The sequence below is a fragment of the Streptomyces sp. ISL-43 genome (assembly GCF_018614195.1).
Classification (GTDB): domain Bacteria; phylum Actinomycetota; class Actinomycetes; order Streptomycetales; family Streptomycetaceae; genus Streptomyces.
The window spans coordinates 1-22,878 of record NZ_JAGGOT010000059.1; the positions used below are offsets into that span (position 1 = coordinate 1).

Consider the following 22,878-nt stretch of genomic DNA (forward strand, 5'->3'; position numbering starts at 1 on the left):
GGGACATGGACCGGGCGTTCGAGGCGACCATCCGCGACCTGAAGTGAATGTGCGACGCAGACAGCGGCCCCTCGCCCGGGTTCAGGCGAGGGGCCGCTGTGGAGTACGAGGTCCAATACAGGGCTTCGCCGGATTCCTGCGCCAGGACTGGGACGCCGTCCTCGCTGGCATGACGCTCACCTACTGACAGCGGCCATCGGGATTTCCCCACGGACGGCCAGATGTGCCTGTGACGCTCGGTAGCCGCCTGCGGGTTGGGGTCTTGGTCGACGGACGGTCCGACACAGCCTTTGCCGTGGGAGAACCGCAAGTCTGCTCATTCGCCGTCGCTCATGTGGGTGAGTCTGCGGTGGTTCGCATCGGTGCCGGTTGGGGCGGCGGTGAGGATGGCCGGAGAGGCCCTGTGCCGGCTGGGCCCGTGAAGAATGGTGATACCTGATGTCCGGAATGCCGCCCATCGGCTCTGAGATCCCCCGCTCCGTGCTCGCCATCGGTGCCGAGCTGGAGTACAACGGCTCCACCATGACCCTGGACTTCCGCGGCGGCATCAAGGATCGCGTCGACGTCAACGCGAATGACCCCCTCAACAGCGTGCGCCTGCGGCTCGTCGGCCACCGCATCACCGCCGAGATGCCGGACGGCGGGACTGTGACGCTGGAGCAGAACGACGTCGACGGCAACGCCGCCAGCACGCTGAAGATGACCCAGAAGGTCCCGCCGAAGTACGAGCTGCGCGAGGCCCTCGACCTCAGCCTGACCATTGAATCGAAGAACGGCACGCCCGTCGTCCTGTCCACGAAGCAGTCGATGATCCTGATCGCCAAGGACATCACCCAGTTCCCCACGCGCGGCGACATCAGCACCCTGGAGAGCCCCGTCGACTTCATCGACCCCGAAAAGCCCCACACCGTTGTCGCCCGCCTGGTCACCTTCAACGCCAAGACCGGCGGAATCTGACACTCCCCGCACGGCGCGGAAGCGGTGGCTCACCCGAGTGTGGGTCACCGCTTCCTCCATGCCCGGGCGCCGTCGATCGGCAGCCTGGGTGAGCTATGAAGTCTGGTACAGCGCAGCCCGCCCGGGGACCGTCTCCCCAGCTGGCGTACGGGTCAGCACAGGGCCGGCGAGACTACTCGCCGTGACATTCGCGGCCGGATGACTCCCCGTCAGCTGGCCGCGAGCGGGGAATCCAAACTGGCCACTATCACCTACAGCTCCGGCGTCGTCGAAGGCCACGTCAACCGTTTAGGACGATCAAGCGGCAGATGTACGGCCGAGGCTCCTTCAGACTCCTCCGCACCCGCGTCCTGCTGCGATCGTGACCGTCACGAAATGCCGACCAGACCCGTTTTCAAGAACCCCCATCAGGTCGGAGTGGGATGACGCGGCCACCGCTGGCAGCGAGTTCCTGGCGGAGTTGGGTGTTGTCGTGGTGAAGGGCTGCGATGGCGATGGCTGCGGCTTCCAGGCGCCGATTCGTGACGGTGCACTCGCGGGTCTTCTCGGCGAGTTTCCGGCGGAGCCGGGTGATCTCGTCGTCGCGTCGGGCTTCGCCCGGCGTGGTGGTGCCGTGCTCGGCGACGTGGTCGTCCCACTCGGCGAGGATGATGACGGCGCGGTTCATGGTGGCACGGCTGACCTGGGCCTCTCGCCAAAGGTTCTCCTTGGTGAGGCGTCCGTCGGTGTGCTGGGGCTTGCCGTCGAAGAGCCGCCGCATGGCGGCCCGTAGGGCCGCGGCGGTCTTCGCGGAGACACCGTCTTCTGTGAGAGAGCGGCTGTGTGATGTGGTCACGGTGTTTCCTCGTGGACCTTGGCGAGGACGGCTTCGGTCCTTTCCAGCTCGCGGGTGATCAGCGTCCTTCGGGCGGCGGGCAGGGCGGGGTTGTCCAGGAGCTTGAGCTGGGTGCGTCGGTGTGAGTCATAGATAGGGACGTGCTCGGGTCCGATCATGCTGTTGGGGCAGCGGTCGGGCCGACAGCGGCTATCCAGGGGCCCGGTGTGGCCCTCGGGGAGGACCGCCTTCTCCAGACAGATGGTCCCGGCGGGGTTGGCCTCATCGAACAGGCAGTGGTTCAGCGTTCCGAAGCGGATCGTGATGCGGGCCTTGCGCAGGAGGCTGTCCTCGACGCGGGCGTCACCGCTGCGGGCTGAGACCGTGGCTTCGATGTGGTCGAAGGTCTCCTTGATGCGGCCGGCGCCAGGACCGAAACCGATGTTCTTTCCGCTTTTGTGGTCGCCGTAGAGGTCCTTGATCCGGCGGAACTTCGCGGCGTCGACAGCGGACTGGAGGTGGTCCGCCCAGGCCGGGTCGGAGGCGGCATAGCCACGTGTCGAGCGGTTGGCCAGGGCCCGAGTAGCGACGTGTTTCAGCTGGATGCCCAGCGCGATCTCTGAGCCGGGGAACTGGTCGGTCAGCATCGCCATGGTGCGGCGGAACATATGAGGTCGGGCCTTGCCTGGTGGGATCTCGTCCAGCCCGGACCAGTTCCGACCGGCGTTGGCGAAGTTGATGAACTGCTCCACCATCTGCGGGCCGTGGGGAGAGAAGTGGTGGAGGCGGATGGGCGCGAAGACCCGATCAGCATGGACGGAGACGGCCTCGGCGACCGCGATGGCTTCGGCGACCGGCTTGGTGATCCACCAGTGCTTGCGGGGCAGGCCCGGATGGTCCTTCTGCAGCGTGGAGGCGATGGCGGGCGAGTTGTAGTGCTCGACCACACTGCCGCGGGTGATCGCCTGGATCTCGGAGTCCCTCATCGTCGAAAGCCCTGCGACCAGGACGAAGGCCGCGTTGCGGAGTGCGCCGTGGAGTCGGAAGAGGTTGTTGGGGGTGATGCCCCGGTGCCAGGGGCCGGTGGTGCCGTCCGGCCGCGGCACCCGGGCCAGCCCGGAGGCCAGCCCCTCGCAGGTGATACGGCCGTCGGCGACGGCCCGCATGACCTTGTCGCGCCGTGCCGGCGAAGCGGTGAGGGTGTAGTGGGGCCGGCCGGACAGGCCGACGAGGAGGTCGAGCAGATGCCAGTGGACGCGAGGGCTTCCGTCCTCAAGTGTCCTGTTGGAGTAGACCGGGATCTTGTTCCGTGGGTCCTCGATCCAGGCATCGACCTCGGCTTGCCGCCCAGCGATGGAAGGTGCGGCCTTGCTCCGAAGTTCCTCATAGCGGCGGGTGGCCCGCAGAATGTCCGGGGCAAAGGTGTGAACGTAGGCCCAGGCCGCGCGGATGAGTGGGAACCAGACCTCCGGTTTGACCGCTTCGGTCGACAACTCCGTCCGCCCGGGGCAGCCGGCGACCTGCCGCGCGCTTCGGCCCTTCCAGGGGTCACCAGCCGGCCAGCCACCGGTGAGAGCCGGGCCGAGGACCGCCAGCTTCTTCAGGAAGGCGACGGCCGCGGTCACTGTGCCCGGCTTCCGCACCGCCCGTAGATCGTTGACGCGTTGGTGCAAGTCATGGTGGTTCCACTCACCGGGCCGCGCGGGCAGGCCCGCCTTGTCGGCCCAGTCGATGAGCTGCCGCATCCTTGAGACGGCCTGGACCAACGTCGCGATGTCAGCGCGGTCGTCGCCGAGATGTACCCCGATGTCGTGGAGGGCCTCGTGGTGCGGATTGGCCATGGCCATGAGGACCTCGCGGGCCAGGAGATTCCAGGCTGGATCGGTCAGGTGCCCGCTGAACTGAACCCTCCACTGGCAGCGCATGAGATTGGGCGGACGGCGGACGACGTCGTTGAAATCCCAGACGGCCGTGTCGCCGAATCGTGGCAGCACCATACTTCTTTCGCGTACTTGGTCCAGGAGCGGGTGGCTCTGCAGGACCGGCTCGTCGTCGCCGAACAGCGAACCGGTGCGGGCCGCCTGCTGGTTGAGGATCACTGGTCGAACTCCGTGTGTGCGGCGAGGGGAAGATGGGCGGCTTCGCTTCCCTCCTCGATGTGGCGGCGAGCCATGGCCAGCTCTTCGGGACTCCGGTCAGTGAGGACGCCCAGCAGGTTCGTCCAGCTCTGGCCCCACTGCGCGGTGAAGGCTGCGGGCGGAAGACGTCGTCTGGCCCGCTCCAGATGCTCGTGGAAGAGGAGGAGCTGGGGCAGGTTGCTGGGGAGGATCCAGGCATTGCGGCATTCCAGGCAGCGCAATGGGGCGACCGCGCAGAGCTCGCCGGGCGGGCTGAACGGGGACTGCCGCGGGTCACGGCAATGGGACAGGCCCATGTCCAGCTGTCCGCTGATGATCCCTTCGGCTTCGCCGGCCTGAAGGCCCAGCGACTGCAGGTCGCGGCTGTCCCGCCCGGCATCCGCCCCGGCGGCGATAACGGTGGGGCCGTCGACGGCCTGGCGGAACCAGTGGTCCTGCGAGGCGGTGATGACCTCGCCGGAGATGATCCGCAAGGTGGTGCCCTGGGCATAGTGGCCCGCGAACGTCTCCTCCAGGTGGTCATCGGCGGCGACACTGAGCCGGCCCCGGGCCAGGATCGCCTTCTCGACCTTGGTCGCCTTCCGCAAGCGAGCAATGTGCGGCTTGCCGGAGACCGTGATGTCCCTGTCTTTGATCCAGGCGGCGAACGTCGAGGAGGGGACCGCATAGTTCCAGCGGTCGAAGACGAGCGACTCGTCGGCCCGCACCACGGCCCGCACGAACAGTGTGTCGTCGACCTCGGGCAACTGTTCGCGGACCTTCGCAGTGACCTCCAGCAGGCGGCGAACGATCACACTTGCCTCGCGTCGGGGCCGGTCCCTGTACTCAAAGGCAGCGGCCTCCGGCTCGGGCTGACGCGCGACACTGCCGTCGCGGAAGGCCCGGTGCCGCACCCGGCCAGCCCGCTTCTTCTCCAAGGTCAACCGCACCCCCGCCGGGAGGAACTCCACGTCCTTGGCCCCGAGACCGGTCACCTCCTCGGAAGTGTGGCCGGTCGCATCGACCAACAGGACGCGGAAAGCGTGCAGCTCGATGCTGGCCGGATAGAGACGAGCGACAAGCCGGCATACGAGTTGATGCCGTGCGACGTTGGCGGCGACCCGTCCGTCGGGCCGCATCACCAACTCCCGCAAATCCCGCGGCCAGCGGGAGACCGACGGCAGTCGGGACGTGATGTCCTTCGGACTGATCTCCTGCCGGGACAGACCCCAGAGCAGATCGGGCAGATGCAGCCAGCTGCCCGTCTCGGGGTGCTGCCCCTGCTCCGCCAGCCGCCACCCTGCAACCAGCCGCTTCTCCAGCTCGTTCACAGCCGCCCAGGCAGCACGGACGAGGGTCTGCTTGTCCTTGCGGGAGAATTCGTCGTGGCCGTCCGTTTCACCCCAGGCGACCAGCAACGGCCCCTGGACCACGCGGACCAGGGCAGTGTCCGTCGGCCGTTCAGGGTGATCATCCCGCCTGATGACCAGGGTTCGAAGCGCCGACGCCAGGTAGCCAGGCCACATGGACCCGGCCGCATACGTTGCCGGCAGCCCTCGCTCCCACTTCACCAGCAGCCGGGCCGACCGTGGGCTGGTCAAGTCCACCGTCCCGTCATCACCAGCGGCCTCCAGCTCGGCATCGACCATCGTGCAGAACCGGTCGATGGCCCGCCGGTATGCGTCGCCGGGACCAGCGGTGACCGCTGTGGCCTCCACGTACTCGACCCACGCGTCAGCAAGCTGGGCTGCGAGCCCAGAACACCGGTAGGCCCCCGGATCGAGCGTCAGGACCTGGACCCGGCCTCTCTTCACGCAGGAAACCGAACGGACACCGATCCGGCCCGCCAGCTGAGCTTGCTCCTGTGCACGTTCGCCGTACTCGGATCCGCCAGCACCCTGGTAGTCGTGGCGTCGGACCATCACTGCCCACCTCGCAAAGCCCCCGGCTCCAGCCCGAAGGCATGCGCGGCGATCTGGGCGTAGGTGGCCTCCTCGTCCGTGTCACCGACCCAGCCGCTGAACGCCTCCTCGAATTCGTTGATCAGGTCGTCGGTGTATTCAAGGTAGGCGTAGGTGGTTTCTGGGCTCGCGTGGCCGAGTCTGCGGCTCACGATCAGCAGCGGGTTGTGCCGGATGTGCCCCGACAGGTAGCGGTCGTGGCGTCGGCGGCGGGCCGCGTGATCCGGCTCCTCGCCGTCCATCAGCCGCTCCAGGTACGACAAGAGCTGCAGAGCGTAGGTGTGCCGAAGATCGTGCCAGCGCCACCTCTTTGCCGGCAGCCGCGGCGTCGTCCTATCCGCCTGGTCCTGCATCCGCCGCCAGGCCGCGTGCCGGTAACGCTTCCACGAGTCGGCGCCGGGCATCAGCCCGCTGCGGCCAACGAACACCGTGAGCGCCTCCAGCCCGAACTCGCCCTCATAGACGGTGATCCGCCGCAAGTCGGCGGGCATCGCCTGCATGTCGAACTCCCGCAGAACACCGTCCAAGGTCCCGCGGACGCGGCCGGACTCGTGGTCGATGCGCGAGACAACGAACAGATCGCGGTGCCGACGGCCCAGATTCCGGGCGGCGGCCGCCGTCAGCTCCGGACGTTCCAGCAGCACGTAGGTGTCGACCGATCCGACCGCATCCTCAGGGACGTAGACGGTGCGGGCCTTCCCGTACTTCGCGCAGGCTTGAACCGTGAACTCTGCCACCTGGCCGTGAGGTGTGACTCCGATGCCGAGCTCGGGCAACAGCACCGTCGCCCACTCCTGCCAGCGCGCCCCTGAGCCCAGGGCCAGATCGGAACCCGCGCGGTTGCGGTGCGGCGCCCAACCCCGAAAGGTCCGGTCGACCTGGGAGTCCGGCCGCTGACCGCCCAGGCCGACGTCGCGGAAGTAGCGGTACTGATTGAGCGTGAGGTGCCGGATGTCCATGCCCCGCCGGACCCGGGGAGCGAGCGGATTACGTCCTCGGGCCGCCACCCGCACCGGCCGGTGCGGCAGATAGCCCTCGTCCACAGCGAACCCGAAGAACTGATCCAGCAGCCCAGACTCCTTGCCCCAGGCTGACGTGCCGATGGGCCGTTCCTGTAACTGGGTCCGAACCTTCTTGAACGCCACCACATCAGACTCGGTGGCCGAGAGGACGTCATGGCCGCGGCCCTCCTGGTGCCCGGCGAACCGGGCCATGATCCGCCCGTAGTCCTTCAGCGTGGACCGGGCCAGATCGGCGTACGACATGTTCCGGCCCCACGAGCACAACGGCTCGACCGGCATCATCGTCTCGTCGTCCAGGTAGATCGGCGTCCCGTCCGAGATCGATCGGTGTACCAACAACCCGGCCGCTTCTTCGCCGGACAGCACCGGACTTTCCAGATGGTTCGTCACCACCTTCGAGTCCACCGAGAACAACAGCATCTTCATCCCCCTGTGAGACAACGCGGGAGGCCAGAGATAGCAGCGGGCCGAAGGGCTCCAAGAACACGTTCATCAGCCGGAGCGACACCTCATGAGACAGATCTGGACTGCCCCAAGAAAAGCGGTTGAAGAGGTTCCGTTGTGCGGCGACGTGACGTTCGCCGGCTGCTCGACGGCGGTCGTAGTGGGCTCTGGCACCTGGAGACCGGGTGAGAGAGACAAAGGCCCAGACGTAGCCGACGGCAGCCAGTCTCTGGTTCTTGACCTTCCGGCTCATGACCATGCAGCTCTTGCCACTGGCCCTGGTGACCGGGGCGCTTCCCGCGTAGGCCTTCAACGATCCGGCGTTGGCAAACCGGGCCCGGTCATCGCCGATCTCCGCCAGGACCCGGGCGCCCGTCAGGGAGGCGAGACCCGGAAAGCTACGGATGATCGCGGCGTCGGGATGCTCTTCGAAGGCGTGGGTGACGGCTTCTTCGAGCTGTTCAGCGTTGTCGCAGGCGGTGTTCAGCTGCCTGACCAGGGCGGATGCCTGATGGCCGAGAGCCGCCTCGACCTGCGGGAGCTGGTGGAAGTACTCGCGCTTGAAGACCTCGTGGAGCCTTACGGCCTCGGCCTGGATGCCGCGGACCCGGCCGGCCTGCTTGAGCAGCGACTGCAGGCGCCGCCGTGTCAGCTTCGCAGCCAGGGCCGGGGTCGGAGCTGCGGTCAGGATGCTGCGGGCTTCCCTCGAGCACAGGCCGTGCTTGTGCCGGGCGAAGGCCTCGAGGATCGCCGGGTAGAACTCTCTGAGCTGCGAGCGGAGTTTGTTCTGGGCTTGGCCGCGGGCCCAGACGGCGTCCTGCTGGGCCCGCGCGAGGACGGCAATGGCCTGCACGAGCTCGGAGTCCGCGGGCAGCGGCCGGTAGGCGGCCATGTCGGTTCGCAGGATGTTGGCCAGGGCTGCGGCGTCGATGGCGTCTGACTTCTTGCGGGCGACAGAGTGGCGGTCCCGGTAGCGGGCGACTGCCAGCGGGTTGATCGCGAAGACCGGCCGACCGGTTGCCCGCAGGCAGGCGACGAGGAGTCCCCGCGATGTCTCGATCGCCACGGGAATCGGGGCATCCTCACTATCGCCGTGTTCGGCCAGCAGAGCCGTGAGCTGGGCGAATCCCCCCGCGTCGTCGCTGATCCGCACCTTGGCGAGTTGCTTTCCCCCGGCATCGACCAGGGCTATGTCGTGGTGGTCTTCGGCCCAGTCCACCCCACAGAACACTGGCGTCGGTAATCCGGCGATCTCCATCCGGCCCTCCTTCATCGCGGCTCTCTTCCCAGGCCAGAGCCTGTGCAGGGTGCGCGTGCTCCCTAATGGAAGTGCTCAAGGCACGTCATCCCACCAGCCGTTCGCAACCCCAGCGAGTCATGCGGCCCCCGGTCCGTGTCAGAGCTGAAAGCTCAAGGCAGAGGTGAGAGGTGACCCGCACAAACGGCTCGGACTACGAACAGCAAACCGAAAGGCCGAGTTGCCTGCACCAACGGGACCGTTGGGATGTCTTCATGGACGGATCCGTGTCTCATCCTGAACGCCTGGTGCCTATTGCTGGGCGCGAGCTGGCCTCGTCTTGTCAACAGGGCTCTCAGGCCCGGGCATACTCAAAGGCTCGGCTCGCGCCCTGAAGGCCAGCTGCTGCCGGCCTTCGCTTCCCATTAGGCGTACTCGTCCCGCGGCAACCGCGCCCACCTGCGCAGGCGCGGCATCAAAGCCGTCATCCCGGAGAAACGGGACCAGGGCCGCCAACCGGAAGACGAAGGGCCGCAAAGGGGGACGCCCCGTCGACCACGACGCCGAGCTCTACAAGGAGAGGAACACCGTCGAGCGCCTGATCAACAAGCTCAAGGCGTGGCGGGGCATCGCGACCCGCTACGACAAGACCCCGGAAAGCTACCTCGCCGGGCTTGACCTGCGTGCCTCGGTGATCTGGATCAAAGACCTCACCCGAACCAGAGCCGAGAGCCGCGCAGGTCATCGAGGGGCGTAGCGTGTCGGGATCGCAGTTGCGGGCTCTCAGCGGCAGTTGCATTCCCGGATGTCGGGATTTCGGTGGCCCGCTGCCGCCCGGGGAGTGGGGATCGTGCGCCACCAGCGCGGTGTCGGCCCGCGGGCTCAGGCGAGGGCGGTGACCAGCAGGGCGAAGGCGGCGATGATGACGGCGACGCGGACGTAGTGGAAGCGGTCCCAGCGGTTCATCTGCTCCTTCCAGTCGGCGGGCCGGTTCTCGGGGGTCCACGTCTTGCCCCGGTTGTTGATCGGGACGAGCAGCAGAAGCGACATGATCACGCTGAGGATCAGCAGCGCGCCGGCGGTGACGACGAGGCCGGTGCCGTGGTGGTGCCATCCGGCGACGGCCCAGACCGCGACGAGGACGAGCGAGGTGATGTACCAGACCGGCATCACGGCGCCGAGCATCCGGCCCCCGTGGGCGCGGCCGAGTTGGCCGCTGTCCTCCGGGAGGGCGTTGAGGATCGGGTTGATGACGAAGGCGACGGAGAACTCCACCCCCACCATCACGCCGACGACCACCGTGGTGAAGACCTCGAGTGCGTTGAGCATGATGACCCCTCCTGGTATCTAGCGTTGCTAGCTGATGAGGCAACGCTAGCACTGCCGTCGCTCGCTCGTCTAGCGGTGCTAGGATCGAATCATGTCGGTACAGGAACGCAAGCAGCGCGAACGGGCCGAGCGCGAACGCCTCATCGTGGCGACAGCCCGCGAACTCGCTGAGCAGCAGGGCTGGGACGCGGTCACCACCCGCCGGCTCGCCGAGCGCATCGAATACAGCCAGCCCGTCCTCTACAGCCACTTCCGCGGCAAACGCGAGATCATCGGCGCCGTCGCCCTCGAAGGCGCCACCGAGATGGCCGCGGCGCTGCGGGCCGCGACCTCCGCCGCAGACGGCCCCCGCACCCGGGTCACCTCCCTCGCCCGCACCTACCTCGACTTCGCCGCACGCAACCCGGCGGTCTACGACGCCCTGTTCCAGCTCGACGGCGGCCTGGCGTTCGCGAACGAGGACACCCCCGAGCCGCTGAAGGACGCCTTCGCCGCCCTGCTGGAGAGCCTGGGCGAGGTCGCCGGGGACGGCGTCCACCCGGGGCTGTTCACCGAGACGTTCTGGGCGGCACTGCACGGACTGGCCACCCTGACCCGGGCGCGACGGCTCCCGCCGGCGGACAGCGAGCGCAGGGTAGAGCTGCTGGTGGAGCGGCTCGCCATGGTCTGACACACCGCCCAGCGGGCACGCAGCCGGGGTCCCCGGACCCCGCTGCCTGCCTCCGGCATTGCTTCCGGTCACTAGCGCCCACACGGCGCAGCCGCAGACCGCCGGGCCTGCCGGTTCCTTCCGCAACGGCGGCTTGACGCTCTCGGCGAGGCGTGCGGGGTGAGCTCTGACCAGGTGGAAGGCGTGCTCTACACGTCCGGGCTCATCAGACGGTGGGACCTCGGGCACGACTCGTTTACGGAGATCCATCGCACGGTGATGGACAGGCTGGGGTACCCGGGGAGCCTTGCTGAGCTCCAAGAAGTCTGGTGTCGCGCGTTCGAGCCGGATCCGCAGGTGCTGCAACTGATGGACGGGCTGCGCCCGCTGCACACGGCCCTCCTCACCGACAACGAGCATCTGCTTCTGGACGCGCTCCCGCAGGTGCTCCCCGAAGTCGGGTCCCGCTTCGACGCCTTGCTCTTCTCCTGCCGACTCGGGGCTGCCAAGCCCGATCCGGTGGTGTTCACCCGGGCGCTCGACCTGATGGGTTGCGCTCCGGCTGAGGCCGTGTTCATCGACGACAAGGCCGCGAACGTTGCGGCCGCCCAAGAGCTGGGGATCACCGCGATCCAGTTCGGCGGCGCCGCCGAACTCGGTGCTGAATTGGACGGGCTCTTCGCGCAGTGAGTGCGACGTACCGCAAGGCCTCCAGGGTCTCCTCGAACGGGAAGACGCGATCGACGACGGGACGGATCCTCCCGGCGTCGATGAGGGCGTGAGCTCGCGCAGCTGGTCCCCGCCGGCTTTCATGAACAGGGACGCCGACACGACCGTCTTCATCTTCTCGGCCGCTCGGGACCTTTCCGGACGGCGGCGACGCGGAGTTGAGCCTTCTGTCTCGGGATATTCGGTCGTGGGAGTGGGCGTCATCCTGATAGGACACGGCCATGGATGCTGAAGCGCTGACATGCGATGGATCTGCTCTTGGCAGGGCGAGCTTGTCCGGGAGGTCCTGACGTGGCCAGTAAGTTCACCGAGATGGCGATCGACTGTGCCGATCCCGACGCTCTCGCACGGTTTTGGTGTGCGGTCCTCGGCTATGAGGTGCAAGACGAAGACGACGGAATTGTCGTCATTGGCTCTCCTGTGGTGCCTGAAGGCAAGAATCAGCATGGCCCCGTGCCGCCGACGTTGACATTCGCGCACGTACCCGAGGGCAAGACCGTCAAGAACAGGCTCCACATCGACGTCAACCCGACCGATAGAGAGCAAGACGAAGAGGTCCGGCGCCTGCTCGACCTAGGTGCTCGACGCGCCGACGTCGGCCAAACCGGCGATGAGAGCTGGGTCACGCTCGCCGACCCGGAGGGGAATGAGTTCTGCGTCCTTGCTGACCGCCGTCCCTGATCGGAGGCGTAGCCGGCGATCCAGGCGGCGAGGCCGTCGACGTACCGGCGGGCGGCCACACGTCCGGCCGGGGCGAGGCCGAGGAGGTCGCAGATTTCGGGGAGTCGGCCGGTCGGTCGGCGGCCTCCGTGGGGTGGCAGGCGAAGTACCAGTCCCGGTTGTAGGCGGACCGGGCCTGCCGCCGGGCGGACCTGCCGCGCGGGCTGCGCTCCCAGAGGTCGGCGAAGGCTCGCTCGGCAGGGGTGCGGGCGCCGGGCGCGGGACCGTTCCATGCAGCAGGTCCGTCAGGCGGGTGCAGACCTCCGCACCGATCGGTTGCCTGATGGCCTGCGTCGCATCACGAGGCGCGAGCGGCGGGGACCGCCCTGCGCAGCGACAGGGCGAAAGCGCAGCTGGTGATGGTGAGGACGACGATCGGCGGAGGGGGCAGCAGGAGGACGGATATCGCCAAGGCGGCAAGGGAGGTCGTGAGGGCGATCCATCCGAAGGCGGTGCGGCGCTGGACGAGGCTGGGGGAGTGGCGGACGGCGGCGAGGATCAGAAGGCCGCAGGCGATGCTGAAGAGGGCCATGGCGATGCTGAAGCCGTTGAAGGCATCGAGGAGCGTGCGTTCCAGACCCAGCAGGGTGAAGGTCGACTCCCGCATGGCGGTGTCGACTTCACGCTGCTGCGCAGTCCGGGTGGCCGTCGCCGAGGCGGCCGAAAGGGCGAGGTGGCCGATGCCCAGGAAGGCGAGGCCGTAGGCGCCGACCGCGAAGGGCCGGACGGAGTCCGCCCGGCGGAGGGGGCGGGATGCGACCGTGGTGTTCACCGTTACTCCTTGACGTTCAGGTTGGCATTGGCATTGGCATTGGCGTTGGCGGGGGCGGACGGCGGTTGCCAGCCCAGGACCGTGTCCAGGGCTCTCAGCGACAGCGCCTGCGGCGTGGCTCGTACGGCCAGGTTCCGGATGGACGCGGCAAGTGGGTGTGAGATCCGGGCGAGTTCGCCGATGCGCCGGGAGCGTCGGCTGATCCGGGTGGTCCGCCGGAGTCTGGCCTTCGTGTAGGCGGCGAGCGCGGCGGGTACGTCGTCGGCGGACGCCAGGAGATGCGCCGCGACGACGGCGTCCTCGATGGCCTGGCAGCCGCCTTGGCCCATGTTGGGGGTCATCGCGTGGGCGGCGTCGCCGAGCAGGGCCACCCGCCCGGCGTGGAACCGGGGCAGGGGCGCGGCCAGTTCCAGGAAATCGTGGTGGAGTATGCCGACCGGGTCCGGGCCCCGCTGGTTCAGCCGGTCCAGCAGTTCGGGTATCGGATCGTGCCACGCGCCGAAGCGTCGGGTCAGCTCGGCGTGGTGGTCGGCGGGCCGCGCTCCGGGGCCGCGAACGGTGGTGGCGTAGACGTAGACGCGGCCATCGGCGAGTGGAACGACGCCGAACCGCTCGCCGCGCCCCCAGGTTTCGGCAGCCTGCTGGGCAGGCAGGCCCGCACCGGACAGCACCGCTCGCCATCCGGCTTCACCGGCGTGGCGCAGCCCGCGGTGACCGGGGAAGAGCTGTCCGCGGAGCGCGCTGTGGATGCCGTCCGCCGCCAGCACGACGTCGGCACGCAGGTCGCCCGCCGACGTACGCACGGCCACGGCGTCCCCCGCGTCGTCCACGCCGGTCACCGACACGCCGAGGTGTACGACGCCGGCGGGCAGGGCGGCCGCGAGGGTGTCGATCAGGAAGCCGCGGTGCACGGCGCGCGCGGAGAGCCCGTAGCGGGCGGACACCGCGCCGCTGTCGGATCGGCTCAGCCAAGTGCCGTCGGGCGTGCGCAGCCCGACCTGGCAGGGCAGCGCGTCACCGGCCCACGGATCGGGGCCCAGGCCGATCGACTCCAGGGCGCGCAGTGCGTTCGGGGCGAGCACGATGCCGGCGCCGATGCCCGTGAGTGCGGAGCCCCGTTCGCAGACGGTGACGCGCCATCCGCGGCGGCTCAGGCCCACCGCCGCGGTCAAGCCCCCGATTCCGCCTCCTGCCACAACAGCATGACGAACACGCATGTCGACTGCCCCTCCCCATAGCCTCTACACCTGTAGAGGCGGATGCCCCGCACTCTACATCTGTAGAGTGCGGGTATGTCCATCCCCGACCGCCGAGACCTGATCGCCGACGCCGCCATCAGCACCGTGGCCTCCGCCGGGCTGCGCGGCCTGACCCATCGAGCGGTCGACGCCGCCGCGGGCCTGCCGGCCGGCAGCACGTCGTACTACTTCCGCACCCGCAGCGCTCTGATCAGCGCCTGCTACCTCCGCCTGGCCGAACTCTCGGTCGCCGACGTCGATCGCTGGGAAGCGGACCACGGACGCCCGGACATGGACTCCGCCGCGGACGCGCTGGCCGCACTGCTGCACCACTGGCTGACGGCGGCGCGCGACCGCCAGCTCGCCCGCTTCGAACTCAGCCTGGAGGCAACCCGTCGGCCGGAGCTTCGTGCCGACCTGCAGACCGCCGGCCTCGCCGCCCGGTCCAGGGCCGTCACCCTGCTGGCAGCGCTCGGGGCTCCGCGTCCGGAGCCGGCAGCGGACCTGCTCGTCGCCTGGACGGACGGCCTGCTGTACGACCGGCTCGCCGGCTCACTGGCCGCGACCCGCCCGCTGCCGGATGTGGCCGAGCTGACCACGGTGGTCCGGCGGATGCTCGACGCCGCGCTGTCCGCCTGACCGGAGCCCACGACCTCATCGGCGGGTTCGAGGCGACGAGGCAGCCGAGGTGGGTGCAGACGGCGGACACGGCGTGCAGCACGCCCTCTCGGAATCCCGCCGTGATGCGCTGTCGGCCCGCCTGATCACCGGTTCCCCGGGGCCGGGTCCGGGCTCGCGTCGTCGGTGGGCGGGTGGGGACGCACGTGGGCGATGACGAGGGCGACGTCATCGGCGGCGTCGGGGTGCCGTAGGGCGGCCAACAGCCGGTCGCAGGTGGCCTCCGGCGAGAGGCCTGGATCGGTGAGGAGGCTGAGGAGGAGGTCGAGACGGTCGTCCAGGGCCTCGTCGCGGGTTTCGACGAGGCCGTCGGTGTACAGGACGAGCCGGTCGCCGGGGGTCAGGTCGAGGACGGTGGTCTGGAAATCCGGGCCGCCGAGACCGCATGTGCCGAGCGGTACGCCGGCGGGGAGGTCGAGCAGTACGGGGGCCTGCCCCGACCGGATGACGACGGGCGGCGGGTGGCCGGCGAGGGCGACGCGGCAGCGGGAGCGGTGCGGGTCCCAGGTGGCGTAGACGCAGGTCGCGATGGTCTGATCCAGTCCGGCGGTGATGTGGTCGAGGTGGCGCAGGACTCGGGCAGGGTCGAGGCCGAGGTCTGCCAGCGTGCGGGTGGCCGTGCGCAGCTGCCCCATGGTGGCGGCGGCATGGACGCCGTGTCCCATGACGTCGCCGACCACGAGGGCGGTCTTGTCCTTGGACTGGGGGATCGCGTCGAACCAGTCACCGCCGATCCCGCTGGCCGCTGCCGCGGGCTGGTAGCGGTAGGCGATCTGGAGGCCGGCGGCCTGGGGCGGGGGGTGTGGCAGAAGGTGCCGCTGAAGGGTGAGGGCGGTGTCGGCGGCGTGCTGGTACCAGCGGGCGTTGTCGATCGCGATGGCGGCGCGGGTGGCCAGTTCGACGGCCAGAGTGACGTCGTCGTGGTTGAAGGGGAGCGGGTTGCGGGTGCGCACGAGGCCGAGGACGCCGAGGACCTGGCCGCGCGCGGTCAGCGGCACGGCCATGTAGGAGTGTGCGCCCTCCCGGGCCAGGAGGTCCGCGGCGGCCTCGTCGCGCGCGATGCGCCGCAGGTCCGGGCGGGCGATGTGCGACACCAGGACGGGACGCCCGCCGGTCACGCAACGAGTGACCAGGCGCTCGGCCGGGTAGGTCGTGCGCTCGCCCACCGGGTCGGCCGCGCGGACGGCGTCCGTCTCGTAGGACGCCGCTATCGCCAGGGCCATGAAGAGGGCCTGGCCCGTCCCCGGGCCGGGCGCCGAGGTCACGCTGCCTTCCAGGACGGAGTCGAGGACGTCGACGGAGGCGAGGTCGGCCAGGTCGGCCACGACGAGTCCGGCGAGTTCGCGGGCCGTGCGCTTCAGGTTCAGGGTGGTTCCGATGGTCACCGAGGCCCGGGCGATGAGGTCCAGGCGCCTACGGGCCTCGGCTGCCGCCGTGGTCGCCTGGTAATTGTCGGTGACGTCCACCATCGACAGGGCGACACCGATCACTCGCCCGCCGGGGTCCTCCAGCCGGTAGTACGACCCGGACCAGGCGTGCTCCCGGTCCGGGTCGGCGGGGGTGCGCCCGATGGCGAACTGGTCCAGGAGGGGTACGCCCGTGTCGAGGACCTGACGCATGGAGGCTTCGATCACCTCGGTGTCCAGGAACGGCAGGGCCTCACCGACCGTCCGGCCCAGATGCTGATCTGCGGGCAGGCCGTTGATCCGCTCCAGCGTCGGGTTGACCAGGACGTAGCGCAGGTCGGTGTCCAGCACCGCCAGCCCGAGCGGGGACTGCGCCACCAGCCGCACCGAGAGCGCCAGGTCCCGCTCCACGCCGCGCAGAACGGCCTCGTCGCAGGCGATGCCCAGCGCGTACACGCCGCCGCGCTCGTCCAGGAGCCGCATGTTGCGGAACTCCACCAGCTTCGTGGAACCGTCCTTGTGCCGTATGGGGAAGACCCCGGCCCAGGCGCCGCCGCCGGCCATGACCTTGGCGAACAGTTCCCGGACCAAGTCGACGTACTCCTCGGCGACGAGCAGCTTGGCGGCGTACCTGCCGAGCGCGTCCTTGGCGGACCAGCCGAACAGATCCTGGGCCTGAGGACTCCACAACGTGATCCGCCCCTCGGTGTCCAGGACCACCGCGGCCACGCTCAGGACGTCCAGCAGGCCGCCGGGCTCGGAGGGAACCACTCCCATGGGGCCGGGCTCGGCATGGAACGCCTCGGACGCGCTCATGACCGGACCTCCTTCACCCACTGCGGCGGGACGGCACGGGAGCCGCGGCCCTCGGCCCGACGATCCAGTCCCTTCGCTTCGCCCTGGCGGCCCTCTTCTCATCCTCCTCCGGCCGCGCCCAGGCGCCAGCCTTGCCCGACAGCCATTGCCGTCGGCCGTCGTCGCCCGCCTCCGTCGACGGCCGGCCGCGGCTCGCGGACGAGCGTACGGAAAGGCGCCTGGCCTCGCGCTTGTGCCTGCCCCGTAGGCGTCGCCCCAGTCCTCCCACCGTGCCCCGGACCGCCCCGTGGAGCATCTTGAACCCCTTGGGGTCCGGGCCCGGACAGGCGGAGCTCCGGGCTCGCACCCGCCGGGCCTCGATCAGCCTGTTCGCACCGTCACGGAGGAGCGGCCGCGGTCACTTACTGTCACCAGGCCCCCGGCGGTCAAGTGGCGCTGCGGCGCCGTGCGCGGTCCCCGGGAGCCGGGAGATCCCCGCCTGGGGTCCGACGGCGTGGTGAGCCAAGGCCCCGCTACCGGCGCCCACTGGTCGCCGGTGCGGAGATCGAGGCGTCCTGCAGTGCCTCTCGTGCGTCGGTCACGAAGGCGAGGACCGACTGCCAGAAAGGGGCGTAGCACTCGTTGAAGCGTCGTCCCGCGTCGAGATCGCCACTGATCATGGCTTCCAGCGCCCGGTAGTTGTCGGACGTGGCACGGCGCAGCCGATCAGCGGTGGCCGCGACGCTCGAGGGCCCTTCCAGCTCCACCACCCACACGCGGTGGCGCAGTACGGCATAGGCGTCGCGCAGCCGGATCCGGAGGTCCCTGAGCGTGCTCGTGCGATTGTCGCTGTCCGGATCGGCGTGGGCATCGGAGACCTTCCAGTAGAGGTCGCCCATCTTTTGCGCCTGCTCGATGACGTCCACGTACGCACCGCGCCGCGCGCTCCGTATCCGGTCCGTCTGCTGGCTGGTCGCGGCAGTCTCGGCCTGTATCCGGGCCGCCCTGGCCGTCCCGCGGCTGGTCACCCAACTCGCGACGACGGCAGTGCATCCCGTGAGCACTCCCACCCAAAGTGTGTTGTCAGCCATGCCGTTCATTATGGGTAGGGACGTTGTGGCAGCCCAGTGTTACTGGCCCACCCTTCCGTCGACGCACTCGCGCAGCAGGTCGGCGTGCCCGCAGTGACGGGCGTACTCGTCGATCCGGTGCACCATCAGCTCCCGCACCGCGATCCCGTCCTTCCGCAGACGCTCGCTCAGATCCGGGTGCTTTGCCAGCGCGGCGTCGGTCGCGTCCTGCTCGCGCGCCAGATCGGCGTACGCGGCGTCGACCACGGCCTGCTCGGCGACGGCTCCGCCGAAGTCCGCGTCACGCTCGCCGTACAGCTTCGGCAGCGGATCACCGTCGCTGATCCAGTTGTGCCAGTCCCGTTCCACCTCGGCGAGGTGCCGAAGCAGGCCGAGCAGCGACATCGTCGACGGCGGAACCGACCGGCGGGCCAGTTGCTCCGCATCGAGCCCCTCGCACTTCATCCGCAGGGTCATGCGGTAGCCCGTCAGGAAGTCCTGCAGCGTCGCGAGCTCACCGTCCGGACCGGCTCCTTCGCTGTGGCGGGGGTCGTCGTCCGGGTCGGTCCACATGTCGGGGTAAACGGTCGACCGGGTCCATCGTGCGGGTTGATCACTCATCGTTCCATGCTCGCTCGCAAGGGCCCGAGATCGCCAGTGAGTTGCTCAACGTCGGTCACATCCGGCGGTGCCCGCCCGGCGACAACCCCCGTCACGCTTGCGCGGCGAGGAAGCGATCGCGCAGTTCGCCGCGGAGGTGTCCTGAGGGGAGCCGTCGTCCGTATGCGAGCAGGAGGAGGTCCTGCGCGGCGCCGGACAGGGGTGTTCCGGTACCGAAGGACCAGTCGAGGTCGTCGGCGCGGAGTTCGATGCCGCCCAGGTCGGCTCCGAAGAACTTGAGGGTCCTGGCGTCGAGGCGTTCCAGAAGGATGCGCACGCGCTCCTCGGGAACCCGGCGCCCGAGGCCCAGCGCGACCGTGATGTCCAGGCCGTGGATCACATCGTGGCCCAAGGCCGCCTCGATGCCGCCGACCGGCGGCCTCCAGGGGTGATCCGCGTTGTCGCCGAGCAAGGCGGCGAGTTCACGCGTCGAATGGGCCGCCGCGTCCTTGCGGGCGCATCGGTCGGTCATCCGGTGGAGGCTGCCTCGCGCCCTGATGAGTTCCCGCGCCGTCTTGGCGAGCGGGTACCGAAACCCCATCGTCATGTGGGCCGCGACTTCCCGGACCCGCCACCCCCCGCACAGGGTCGGCGCGTCCCACTCCTCGGCCGACAAGCCGTCCAGTACGGCCGCCAGCTCCCGGCGTTCGGCTGCGATCGCGGCTCGGATGTCCGCCGCCGGCCTGCGGTGCGTCGTTTTCCCCATGCCTTCAAGGCTCTCGGCAGGCCGGCCATAAGTCCAAGAGTTTCCATGTCTCGCAACTAGAATGACCAGTTATGGAGATCCGGCAGCTGAGGTACTTCGTCACGGTCGCGGAGGAAGCCAACTTCACCCGCGCCGCCGCCCGGCTACACCTGGCGCAGCCCGGTGTGAGCGCCCAAGTCCGGCAGCTCGAGAAGGAACTCGGTCATCCGCTGCTCGACCGCTCGGGCCGGTCGATGACCCTGACGGAGGTGGGCGAGGCCGTACTGCCGTACGCGCGGGCCGCGCTCAGCGCCGTCGAAGCGGTACGGCAGACAGCGGACGAGTTCACCGGGCTGCTCCGTGGCAAGGTCACCCTCGGCCTCGTCTCGGGCGCGGCCGCGGCAGCCCATGAGTTCGACCTGGCCGCCGTCCTGGCCGGCTTCCACGAGGACCACCCCCAAGTGGAGATCGCGCTGACCGAGAACACCTCTGACCAGATGCTCACCGCGTTGCACCGAGGGGAACTCGACCTCGCCGTGATCGGACTCGCGGACGAGGAGCCCCGGCCGGGCCTCTCCGTCCAGGTCCTGGTCGACGAACCCCTGGTCGCGGCCGTCGCCCCGGGCGACCCGGCCCTCACGCCCCCGAACCGCACGAGCATTCCGTTGGCCGAGCTCCGCGACCGACCGCTGATCAGCTTGCCGCGTGGCACGGGCATCCGTGGAGTACTGGACCGTGCCTGCGCGCAGGCGGGGTTCCAGCCCCGCATCGCCTTCGAGGCAGCCGCTCCGCTGTTCCTCGCACAGCTCGCCGCCCGCGGCCTCGGCGTGGCGGTGGTTCCGGCTCTCCCCGCCGGCGCGGCGTCGGCCTTCGGGCTGCGGACGCTGGAGATCACCGAGCCGGGGCTGCGCGGCCGGCTCGCACTGACCTGGCGGACAGACGGCCCCTCCAGCCCCGCGGCCACCGCTCTCCTGGACCTGCTGCGGCAACGGCTGCTGCGCCCGCACGCCGCCCAGACCAGCTGAACCCCGAGCCGGGCTGGTCGGGCAGGATGCCCAGTACCCGTAGCTGCCCCGAACGCCACCGCCGACGTGCGGGCCTGGATCCAAGGCCTTTCCGCTCACTTCCCAGAGCCGTTGACGGGTCATCTGTGCGGCATCGGTCGGGCGGCTCGGCTCAGGATGTCCGGGTGTGGTGGTCCAGCAAGCGGGTGAGCAGCTGCACGAGCTGGTCGCGTTCGACCGGACTCAGCGGCGCGAGCAGTTCGTCGTGGAGGTCGTCCAGGACCGTGTCGAGGAGGCGCAGGTGGCGGCGGCCCTGGGCGGAGATCGTGATGATGTTGCGGCGCCGGTCGTCGGGATCCGGTGCCCGCCCGACGAGGTCACGCTCGGCCAGTTCGTTGAGCACGCCGACCATGTCGCTGCGGTAGATGCCGGAGCGCCTGCTCAGCTCCGCCTGGCTGCCCGGCCCGTACTCCTGCAGTGAGGCGAGCACGGCGTAGTGCCAGTTGCGGGCGTCGGCCCGGGCCAGCCCCTCGGTGATCAGCCGGTCCGACCGCATGGTCAGCTGCGACAACAGCCGGCTCGCGCGCCGGCGCAGCCTGTCGGGCGTCTTGGGTGCGCCGTCGTCGGGTCTGTGCGCGGCTTCGTCTCTGGTCATGGCGCCCACCCTACCTGTTGCGTTAGTTCGACTAACGATATACGTTCACTCGTGCCGAAAACGTTAGTGCAATAAACGTTTATTGAGCGAACTCCAGCGAACTCCAAGGAAGGAAGATCTTGCCCACCAAGACAGTGCGGATTCCCACCACGGACGGCCGGGCCGACGCTTTCGCCGCATTCCCCGACCACGGCGAGCGGCACCCGGGGGTGCTGCTGTACAGCGACGCCTTCGGCGTGCGGCCCGAGCTGGAGGAGAGGGCCCGCGAACTGGCCGAGCACGGGTACTACGTACTCGTCCCCAACCTCTACTACCGGCACGGCCCGGCACCGGTGACCGAACTTCCCGAGCACATCGCGGCAGAGATCCGGCCCGCGGTCATCGCGCAGCTGATGCCCTTGATCGAGGCGCACACCACCGAACGTGTCCTGCGCGACGCCGACGCCTACCTCCGCTTCCTCACCACCCGGCCCGAGGTCGGCGCGGGACCCGTCGCCGTGATCGGCTACTGCCTGGGCGCCGCCTTGGCGATGCGCACCGCATCGGCCCACCCCGGCCGAGTGGCCGCCGTCGCCGGATTCCACCCCGGCCTTCTGGTCACCGACGCGCCCGACAGCCCGCACCGCCTGCTCTCCGAGCTCACCGCCCAGGTCCACCTCGGACTCGCCGAAGGAGACCTGACGCCCGAGGCCATCAGCGAGCTCAACCAGGCCCTCGACGCCGCGGGTGTCGGCTACACCACCGAGATCTACCCCGGCACCGTCCACGGCTTCACCATGTCCGACACCGATGCCTTCAACCCTTCCGCGCTGCAGCGCCACTGGGACCGCCTGCTCTCCCTCCTCGACCGCACCCTGGCCGACGGCTGAGGCTCCGGCGCAACGCGGTCGTGGATGCCGATAAGCTCCCCGGCCCGGAGCCTCGGAGCAGGTCCGGTGCCGGAGGCCGCAGGGTGCCCGGCAGCGGACCGTGGGGGCGGGTCAGCCCCAGGTCATCTCGCCCGTGGCGACCTTGGCGCCGATCTGGGCGGCGATGAGCATCCCGGAGTCGGGGTAGCGGGCGACCATCGCCTTCGTCAACGCCTCGGCGCTGCCGGCCTTGCCCAGCTCTTCCTCGAAGGCCCGGAGGTAGTCGCGGGTGTACGCGATCGGGCTCGCGTCGAGGGCCGCGTCGGTGGGCAGCCGGTGGCCAGGGACGGCGAAGGCCGGCTCCAGCGCGGTCATCTCGTCGAGCAGCTCGATCCACACGGCGCGGTCCTGGGGCTTGCCGGTGTCGGCGACCCAGACGTGCTCGTCGTCGAAGAGCAGCACACCGGCGACGATCGCCCGGTGCTCGGCCTGCCACAGGTAGTGCCGGTCGGGCAGGCCCCGGTGACCGCCCTTGAGCTGGAAGGCGTGCCCCTCGAAGGTGATGTCACCGGTCAGCGGGGTCAGCTCGACCAGGCGGGTGGGGCGGTTGGCGCCGACCGGCTCCCAGGCCTTGAGCTTGCCCTCGTACGCGTCTTTGATGTGCTCGATCACCAGCGGGGTGGCGAGGACCTCGGCGCCGGGGAAGGCGTCGTCGATCACTTCGGCGCCCCAGTAGTAGTCGGGGTCGGCGTGGCTGACGAAGACCTTCGTCAGCGTCTTGCCGGAGTCGAGGATCTCGGCGGCCAGGCGGTGGCCGTCGGCGCGGGTGAACCCGGTGTCGATCAGGAGAGCCTGCTCCTCGCCGGTGATCAGGGTGGCGGTCTTGTTCTTCGAGCCGACGGGGAAGTCCAGGTCGATGACACGGAAGTCGAGGGTGCTCATGGTGACGTCCTTCGTGTGGGGGCGAGAGGAGCGGTCGGGGCGCCGGTGGTGAAGCTGTCCGGGCGCAGGTCTATCTCGGCCCGCGCGACGTCCACCGCGAGGCTTCGGCGGACGCCGGTGCGGTGAACGCCGCGACGACGGCGTGA

General features: G+C 69.5%; 21 protein-coding genes and 2 pseudogenes. 8 read left to right on the forward strand and 15 right to left on the reverse strand.

Annotation, left to right across the window (positions count from 1 at the left end):
* Window positions 1–438 precede the first annotated feature (438 nt).
* Window positions 439–957, forward strand: a complete 519-nt coding sequence (locus J7F03_RS41445; protein ID WP_251072732.1) for a hypothetical protein — start codon at window positions 439–441, stop codon at window positions 955–957.
* A 394-nt stretch (window positions 958–1,351) separates the two neighbouring features.
* On the opposite strand, the gene J7F03_RS30630 is transcribed toward J7F03_RS41445, so the two are convergent.
* From J7F03_RS30630 to J7F03_RS30650, 5 genes and pseudogenes are all read right to left on the reverse strand, one after another.
* Window positions 1,352–1,792, reverse strand: a complete 441-nt coding sequence (locus J7F03_RS30630) for a hypothetical protein (RefSeq protein WP_214955210.1) — start codon at window positions 1,790–1,792, stop codon at window positions 1,352–1,354.
* Entirely contained in the window at window positions 1,789–3,870 is a 2,082-nt protein-coding gene (locus J7F03_RS30635; protein WP_214955212.1) for an integrase, read from the reverse strand. Before J7F03_RS30635 ends, J7F03_RS30630 begins: the two co-directional genes overlap by 4 nt.
* Window positions 3,867–5,810, reverse strand: a complete 1,944-nt coding sequence (locus tag J7F03_RS30640; protein WP_214955214.1) for a hypothetical protein — start codon at window positions 5,808–5,810, stop codon at window positions 3,867–3,869. Before J7F03_RS30640 ends, J7F03_RS30635 begins: the two co-directional genes overlap by 4 nt.
* Complete coding sequence (locus tag J7F03_RS30645) at window positions 5,810–7,114, reverse strand: hypothetical protein (RefSeq protein ID WP_251072733.1); 1,305 nt, start codon at window positions 7,112–7,114, stop codon at window positions 5,810–5,812. The genes J7F03_RS30640 and J7F03_RS30645 overlap by 1 nt, the downstream gene beginning before the upstream one ends.
* A gap of 202 nt (window positions 7,115–7,316) precedes the next feature.
* A pseudogene (locus J7F03_RS30650) lies at window positions 7,317–8,573 on the reverse strand (IS110 family transposase); the annotation flags it as partial.
* A 408-nt stretch (window positions 8,574–8,981) separates the two neighbouring features.
* On the opposite strand from J7F03_RS30650, the pseudogene J7F03_RS30655 reads away from it, so the two are divergent.
* Window positions 8,982–9,309, forward strand: a pseudogene (locus J7F03_RS30655) (transposase); the annotation flags it as partial.
* A gap of 125 nt (window positions 9,310–9,434) precedes the next feature.
* Here the strand turns inward: J7F03_RS30655 and J7F03_RS30660 are convergent.
* Window positions 9,435–9,881 (reverse strand): DUF1772 domain-containing protein, encoded by a 447-nt coding sequence (locus tag J7F03_RS30660; protein ID WP_214955218.1) that lies wholly within the window; start codon window positions 9,879–9,881, stop codon window positions 9,435–9,437.
* Window positions 9,882–9,972: 91 nt separating this feature from the next.
* Between J7F03_RS30660 and J7F03_RS30665 the strand changes: the two genes are divergently transcribed.
* Together J7F03_RS30665 and J7F03_RS41450 are read left to right on the forward strand one after the other, a co-directional pair.
* Window positions 9,973–10,551, forward strand: coding sequence for a TetR/AcrR family transcriptional regulator (locus tag J7F03_RS30665; RefSeq protein ID WP_214955221.1), 579 nt, complete (start codon window positions 9,973–9,975; stop codon window positions 10,549–10,551).
* 159 nt (window positions 10,552–10,710) lie between these two features.
* Window positions 10,711–11,220, forward strand: coding sequence for an HAD family phosphatase (locus J7F03_RS41450; protein WP_214955223.1), 510 nt, complete (start codon window positions 10,711–10,713; stop codon window positions 11,218–11,220).
* Here the strand turns inward: J7F03_RS41450 and J7F03_RS42780 are convergent.
* Window positions 11,153–11,482, reverse strand: a complete 330-nt coding sequence (locus tag J7F03_RS42780) for a zinc-binding dehydrogenase (RefSeq protein WP_374104411.1) — start codon at window positions 11,480–11,482, stop codon at window positions 11,153–11,155. The genes J7F03_RS41450 and J7F03_RS42780 overlap by 68 nt on opposite strands.
* Before the next feature lie 68 nt (window positions 11,483–11,550).
* Between J7F03_RS42780 and J7F03_RS30680 the strand changes: the two genes are divergently transcribed.
* Entirely contained in the window at window positions 11,551–11,940 is a 390-nt protein-coding gene (locus tag J7F03_RS30680) for a VOC family protein (RefSeq protein ID WP_214955225.1), read from the forward strand.
* Between the two features lie 337 nt (window positions 11,941–12,277).
* Here J7F03_RS30680 and J7F03_RS30685 read toward each other — a convergent pair whose 3' ends face one another.
* Window positions 12,278–12,751: a hypothetical protein gene (locus J7F03_RS30685; RefSeq protein WP_214955227.1), complete on the reverse strand. Its 474-nt coding sequence runs from the start codon at window positions 12,749–12,751 to the stop codon at window positions 12,278–12,280.
* Between the two features lie 2 nt (window positions 12,752–12,753).
* Window positions 12,754–13,923: an FAD-dependent monooxygenase gene (locus tag J7F03_RS30690; protein ID WP_308380020.1), complete on the reverse strand. Its 1,170-nt coding sequence runs from the start codon at window positions 13,921–13,923 to the stop codon at window positions 12,754–12,756.
* A gap of 120 nt (window positions 13,924–14,043) precedes the next feature.
* Here J7F03_RS30690 and J7F03_RS30695 point away from each other — a divergent pair, with 120 nt between their 5' ends.
* Complete coding sequence (locus J7F03_RS30695; protein ID WP_214955231.1) at window positions 14,044–14,628, forward strand: TetR/AcrR family transcriptional regulator; 585 nt, start codon at window positions 14,044–14,046, stop codon at window positions 14,626–14,628.
* Between the two features lie 125 nt (window positions 14,629–14,753).
* Here J7F03_RS30695 and J7F03_RS30700 read toward each other — a convergent pair whose 3' ends face one another.
* The 4 genes from J7F03_RS30700 to J7F03_RS30715 all read right to left on the reverse strand — a co-directional run bounded on the left by J7F03_RS30700 (window position 14,754) and on the right by J7F03_RS30715 (window position 19,304).
* Window positions 14,754–16,889, reverse strand: coding sequence for a SpoIIE family protein phosphatase (locus J7F03_RS30700; protein WP_214955233.1), 2,136 nt, complete (start codon window positions 16,887–16,889; stop codon window positions 14,754–14,756).
* Between the two features lie 512 nt (window positions 16,890–17,401).
* Window positions 17,402–17,959: a hypothetical protein gene (locus J7F03_RS30705; RefSeq protein WP_214955235.1), complete on the reverse strand. Its 558-nt coding sequence runs from the start codon at window positions 17,957–17,959 to the stop codon at window positions 17,402–17,404.
* Window positions 17,960–17,998: 39 nt separating this feature from the next.
* Window positions 17,999–18,559 carry a DinB family protein gene (locus J7F03_RS30710; protein WP_214955237.1) on the reverse strand — a complete coding sequence of 187 codons (561 nt, stop codon included), beginning with the start codon at window positions 18,557–18,559 and terminating at the stop codon, window positions 17,999–18,001.
* A gap of 91 nt (window positions 18,560–18,650) precedes the next feature.
* Window positions 18,651–19,304: a maleylpyruvate isomerase family mycothiol-dependent enzyme gene (locus J7F03_RS30715; protein WP_214955239.1), complete on the reverse strand. Its 654-nt coding sequence runs from the start codon at window positions 19,302–19,304 to the stop codon at window positions 18,651–18,653.
* 71 nt (window positions 19,305–19,375) lie between these two features.
* Between J7F03_RS30715 and J7F03_RS30720 the strand changes: the two genes are divergently transcribed.
* Entirely contained in the window at window positions 19,376–20,308 is a 933-nt protein-coding gene (locus tag J7F03_RS30720; protein ID WP_214955241.1) for a LysR family transcriptional regulator, read from the forward strand.
* Between the two features lie 151 nt (window positions 20,309–20,459).
* Here the strand turns inward: J7F03_RS30720 and J7F03_RS30725 are convergent, their stop codons facing one another.
* Window positions 20,460–20,942, reverse strand: coding sequence for a MarR family winged helix-turn-helix transcriptional regulator (locus J7F03_RS30725; RefSeq protein WP_214955243.1), 483 nt, complete (start codon window positions 20,940–20,942; stop codon window positions 20,460–20,462).
* A 119-nt stretch (window positions 20,943–21,061) separates the two neighbouring features.
* Between J7F03_RS30725 and J7F03_RS30730 the strand changes: the two genes are divergently transcribed.
* A complete protein-coding gene (locus tag J7F03_RS30730) occupies window positions 21,062–21,811 on the forward strand; it encodes a dienelactone hydrolase family protein (RefSeq protein WP_214955245.1) in 750 nt (249 codons plus the stop codon).
* 111 nt (window positions 21,812–21,922) lie between these two features.
* Here the strand turns inward: J7F03_RS30730 and J7F03_RS30735 are convergent, their stop codons facing one another.
* Window positions 21,923–22,732, reverse strand: a complete 810-nt coding sequence (locus J7F03_RS30735) for an MBL fold metallo-hydrolase (protein WP_214955247.1) — start codon at window positions 22,730–22,732, stop codon at window positions 21,923–21,925.
* Window positions 22,733–22,878 lie beyond the last annotated feature (146 nt).

Coding starts and splice junctions, on each gene's coding strand:
- J7F03_RS41445 (WP_251072732.1), top strand. CDS start 439: ATGTCCGGAATGCCGCCCATCGGCTCTGAGATCCCCCGCTCCGTGCTC.
- J7F03_RS30640 (WP_214955214.1), bottom strand. CDS start 5,810: ATGGTCCGACGCCACGACTACCAGGGTGCTGGCGGATCCGAGTACGGC.
- J7F03_RS30645 (WP_251072733.1), bottom strand. CDS start 7,114: ATGTCGTACGCCGATCTGGCCCGGTCCACGCTGAAGGACTACGGGCGG.
- J7F03_RS30660 (WP_214955218.1), bottom strand. CDS start 9,881: ATGCTCAACGCACTCGAGGTCTTCACCACGGTGGTCGTCGGCGTGATG.
- J7F03_RS30665 (WP_214955221.1), top strand. CDS start 9,973: ATGTCGGTACAGGAACGCAAGCAGCGCGAACGGGCCGAGCGCGAACGC.
- J7F03_RS42780 (WP_374104411.1), bottom strand. CDS start 11,482: ATGGCCGTGTCCTATCAGGATGACGCCCACTCCCACGACCGAATATCC.
- J7F03_RS30695 (WP_214955231.1), top strand. CDS start 14,044: ATGTCCATCCCCGACCGCCGAGACCTGATCGCCGACGCCGCCATCAGC.
- J7F03_RS30700 (WP_214955233.1), bottom strand. CDS start 16,889: ATGAGCGCGTCCGAGGCGTTCCATGCCGAGCCCGGCCCCATGGGAGTG.
- J7F03_RS30705 (WP_214955235.1), bottom strand. CDS start 17,959: ATGGCTGACAACACACTTTGGGTGGGAGTGCTCACGGGATGCACTGCC.
- J7F03_RS30710 (WP_214955237.1), bottom strand. CDS start 18,559: ATGAGTGATCAACCCGCACGATGGACCCGGTCGACCGTTTACCCCGAC.
- J7F03_RS30715 (WP_214955239.1), bottom strand. CDS start 19,304: ATGGGGAAAACGACGCACCGCAGGCCGGCGGCGGACATCCGAGCCGCG.
- J7F03_RS30720 (WP_214955241.1), top strand. CDS start 19,376: ATGGAGATCCGGCAGCTGAGGTACTTCGTCACGGTCGCGGAGGAAGCC.
- J7F03_RS30725 (WP_214955243.1), bottom strand. CDS start 20,942: ATGACCAGAGACGAAGCCGCGCACAGACCCGACGACGGCGCACCCAAG.
- J7F03_RS30735 (WP_214955247.1), bottom strand. CDS start 22,732: ATGAGCACCCTCGACTTCCGTGTCATCGACCTGGACTTCCCCGTCGGC.